The 3,853-nt window shown below is 67.6% G+C and carries 5 protein-coding genes; all 5 read right to left on the bottom strand.

What is annotated here, in order from left to right:
* The coding region (locus tag ABNS06_RS10605) for a flagellar basal body-associated FliL family protein (protein ID WP_348674546.1) at positions 1-405 on the bottom strand (405 nt) is incomplete at its 3' end.
* 185 nt (positions 406-590) lie between these two features.
* Complete coding sequence (locus ABNS06_RS10600) at positions 591-1,727, bottom strand: flagellar hook-length control protein FliK (RefSeq protein ID WP_348674544.1); 1,137 nt, start codon at positions 1,725-1,727, stop codon at positions 591-593.
* Positions 1,706-2,140: a flagellar FliJ family protein gene (locus tag ABNS06_RS10595; RefSeq protein ID WP_348674542.1), complete on the bottom strand. Its 435-nt coding sequence runs from the start codon at positions 2,138-2,140 to the stop codon at positions 1,706-1,708. The genes ABNS06_RS10600 and ABNS06_RS10595 overlap by 22 nt, the downstream gene beginning before the upstream one ends.
* Complete coding sequence (locus ABNS06_RS10590; RefSeq protein ID WP_348674540.1) at positions 2,133-3,515, bottom strand: FliI/YscN family ATPase; 1,383 nt, start codon at positions 3,513-3,515, stop codon at positions 2,133-2,135. The genes ABNS06_RS10595 and ABNS06_RS10590 overlap by 8 nt, the downstream gene beginning before the upstream one ends.
* A 12-nt stretch (positions 3,516-3,527) precedes the next feature.
* Positions 3,528-3,853 (bottom strand): flagellar assembly protein FliH (locus ABNS06_RS10585; protein ID WP_348674538.1); only part of this gene is annotated, 326 nt, incomplete at its 5' end.

Genomic DNA, 3,853 nt, shown 5'->3' with positions numbered 1-3,853 from the left:
CGTTTCGTAGCTCTGCGATCCGAACAGCAGCAGCAGGTCGTTGCGAATCAGCGGTTCATGACGGGACAGCGCCTCGGGCACGTCCTCGTCGCGAGTCATCACCTGCAACTCGACCTGGAGAAAGCGCATGTCGCCCGCGGCGTCGGTCAGGTTCACGACAAAGGCCGGATCGAAGGCGTGGTAGATCGCCGGGCCTTTGGTCACCACTTCCTCCGTCACCTCGCCCTCGGCAACCTCCGCCTCGTCGTCACCGCTGAGGAAGAACCAGGCAGCGCCGCCACCGGCCGCCAGTATCACGACCACGGCGATCAGCAGGATGACCAGCATCTTCCCCGCCTGCTGACCCAGTCCGGCCAGGTGGTGCGAGCGCGGAAGATGGAGAACAGGGGCTTGGTTAACCGACATCGTGAAGTCTCGTCTGGACAGTGTGCTGCCCCCTTGGGGCAAGCCATGTGCCACACGAATACGCGCTGCCAGACGTTTGACGAAACAGCCTAATTAGCTGTTTTCAATGGAATTCAAAGTGATTAACTGAAGTCGCGGCGGTGAATTGACGGCGGTGCGAAACCACCCGCGACAAGAAGCCGACGTCAGGCCCAGGTATCGAGCCCGCCGAGGGTTCCCAGGGGGATCGAACGCCGCGTGTCGACCGGGATGGCGTCACCGACAGCGGCCCTGAAAGCCCGGTCTGACGCGGAATCACCGCCCTGCTCCCGGCCGGATGACGAATTTCCGTCAGCGTCCTGGAAATGCTGCTGCACCTCGACGTCGACCTTGGAAAAACCCGCATTGTCCAGTGCCGTTTGCAGGCGGGGCAGCGAATGCTGCAACCAGTCCAATGACTCGGGCTGGCGGGCGGCAAGCACCACGCGCACCTGCTGTTCAACCGTCTCGATCGCAACCTGCAACTCGCCCAGGGATTCGGGATGCAGACGCACCGTCGCCTTGTTGACGCCATCACGCAGCTGAAGCTGCAACTGCGCGGCAAGCTGCTCCGGGTTCGCGACCGGTGCCGCCGACATCGCCTGCGTCATCGCGGCAACCGCCGATGTATCCCCGCCCAGGGGTGCGGCCATGGAAATCGACAAAGGAGCGGTGATGCCCGCCGCGCCGGCATCCGCGACCGTCGGGATCACGGGACCGACTCGACCAGCACGAGCGACGGCCTGCTGCGCCGCGCCCTGAATCTGCGTGGAAGCGGTGATCGCCGACCTGTAGCTCTGATCGACCACGAGCGCCTTCGCTGAATCGGCGCCCGGCTGAGCTGGCCTGTCGCCGACGCCTTCGGCTTTCGCCGCAACCGGCCCCGATTGCCCCGGCCGGACCGGCGGCGGTTCCGCCGCGGGTTTGGCGGAGGTCTGCCGGGCGAGCGTCACGTCATCCACGGCCACATCAACCGGCTCGGAGCTGGCTGCCTCCGGCCGGGTCTGCGTCGCGGAGTCCACCGGCTTGGTGCCGCGGGCCGCGGGTTCCGCCCCACCCGACGGTGGCGATTCCTGTGGCGGCGATACCGGGGCCGCGACCGCGTGCTGCGATTGCAAACCGTCGGATGCCTGATCCAAGCGTTCCGGTTCGCGGGAGCCCGCGTTCCCCGCCCCCTCGGACAACATCCGGGAAAACTCGCCGTCCGACGGTGCATCCCTCCCGGCGGCGCGCACGGCGTCGACGGGTCGGGTCTCAACCGCGGATGCCGGGGCCAGGCCCATCATCCCGCGCCCTGAATCCATTGCGTCACCGCCGCCTCGTCCTGGTCCCGCTGTTCCCGGCGCCGGCGGTCGCGGTCCTGCTCATCACAAGCCACGCGGTGCAGGTGTTCCATCCTGCGATGCTCGGTCTGGCGCTGTTGCAGCTTGAGGTACTCACGACCGAGACCGGCCTGCTGCTGCTCGACGACGCGCGACTGCGCCCGGCAGGCATCGGCCAGCTTCGCGACGAAGGCATAGCGGTTGGCCAGGGCTCCCGCGGTCAGCGCGCCGCTCACGGTGGCGGCCGCGTACTCCGCCATGTACTGCTCCAGCGCCTGATGACGTTCCCGTTCCTGTTGCACGCGACTGCTCGCGGTGCTGACCGCGGCCTCCGCGCGTTCCTCACGCAGGCGATACACATCGACCAGCTGCCCTGTGCGTTGCGGATCACGCATGTTGTCCGTCCGAGTGAATGCCAATGGTGTCGAACAGCGCTCGCATGGAGTCGGGCAGGCTCGCGCCTTCATCCGGTGCCTGGCGCAGGTAGTCGAGAATGGCAGGCCAGCGCTCAACGGCGCGGTCGGTGACCGGATCGCTGCCGCGCTGGTAGGCACCGATGCGGATCAGGTCGATCTGCCGCTGGTAGGCCGAGTAAAGCTGCCGGAACTGGTTGCACACCGCCTGGTAGTCGCCCGAGGTGACCTGGCGGGCGACGCGGCTCACCGACGATTCGATATCGATCGCCGGGTAACGTCCGGTCTCGGCGATGTTGCGCGCCAGAACCACGTGGCCGTCAAGAATCGCCCGCGCGGTATCCGCCACGGGGTCATTGGGATCATCGCCTTCGGTCAGCACCGTGTACACGGCCGTGATCGAACCGGAACCGGCCTCGCCGTTGCCCGCTCGCTCCACGAGCATCGGCAGCCTGGCGAACACCGACGGTGGGTAGCCGCGTGTGGTGGGTGGCTCGCCAACGGCCAGACCGATCTCCCGCTGCGCCTGGGCGAAACGGGTCAATGAATCCATCAGCAGCAACACGTGCTTGCCGCGCGAGCGGAAGTATTCCGCGATCGCCGTCGCCCGCCAGGCCGCGTGCACGCGCATCAGCGGTGACCGATCCGCGGGCGTCGCGATGACCACCGCGCGCTGCATGCCTTCGGGGCCCAGCGTTTCCTGGACGAACTCACGGACCTCGCGGCCACGTTCGCCGATCATCGCGACCACCACGACCTCGGCGCTGGTGTGCCGGGTCATCATGCCCAGCAGCGAACTCTTGCCGACGCCGGAGCCCGCGAACAGGCCGATGCGCTGCCCGCGGCCGACGGTGAGCAACCCGTTGATGGCGCGCACGCCGACATCCAGCGGTTCGGTGATCGGCTCGCGTTCCAGCGGGTTGATCAAACCACCCATCAGCGACACCCGCCGGTCGGTGCGAGGTGCCGACAGGCCGTCCAACGGCTGCCCCGCGCCATCGAATACGCGACCCAGCAGGCCTTCGCCCACGGCCACCTCGCCGGAGCGACGATCCGGCAAGACGCGGGCGCTGGCCTTCAGACCGGTCATGTCGCCGGTGGGCATCAGGTAACTGCGGTCACCGTCGAAGCCGACCACTTCGGCCTCGACGAACCCGCCGCCCTCCACCTCGACGCGGCAGTGTCCACCGATCGGCATGCGGCAGCCGGAGGCTTCCAGCGTCAGTCCGATCGAGCGCTTGAGCACACCTTCGACGACGATGCCGCTCTCGGTCTTGGGCACGGCGCTGTAGCGACCCAGACGCTGGGCGACACGCTCGTTGCGTTCGGTCTGCCAGGGAAGGTGATGAACGGCCATGGACGTTACCGCCTACCGGAACGCCGGTGCGACGAGTCGCTCGACGCGGGCATCCAGCCGCGCATCCGCGCGCGCATCCGCGGTCTCGACCCGGCAGTCGCCGGGCTGCAGTCCGTCATCCGGCATCAGCTTCCAGTGCGGCCCCTCGACCGGCTGGTCGAGGTGTTCGCGCACAAACACGGCGTCGTCCGGGTTGAGGTAGACGGTCACGTTGCCCTCGGCTCCGGCCACCGACTCGACGGCCTCGTGAATCATGTTGCCGATCAGCTCCGGCTGGGTGGACAGCTCCGCGCGGACGATCCGCGCGGCGACGGCGGAGGCGATCTTCAGCAACGTCT

The sequence above is a fragment of the uncultured Abyssibacter sp. genome (assembly GCF_964000955.1).
In the GTDB taxonomy this organism is placed as follows: Bacteria; Pseudomonadota; Gammaproteobacteria; order Nevskiales; family OUC007; genus Abyssibacter.
This window is presented reverse-complemented; position numbering and strand designations above follow the sequence as displayed.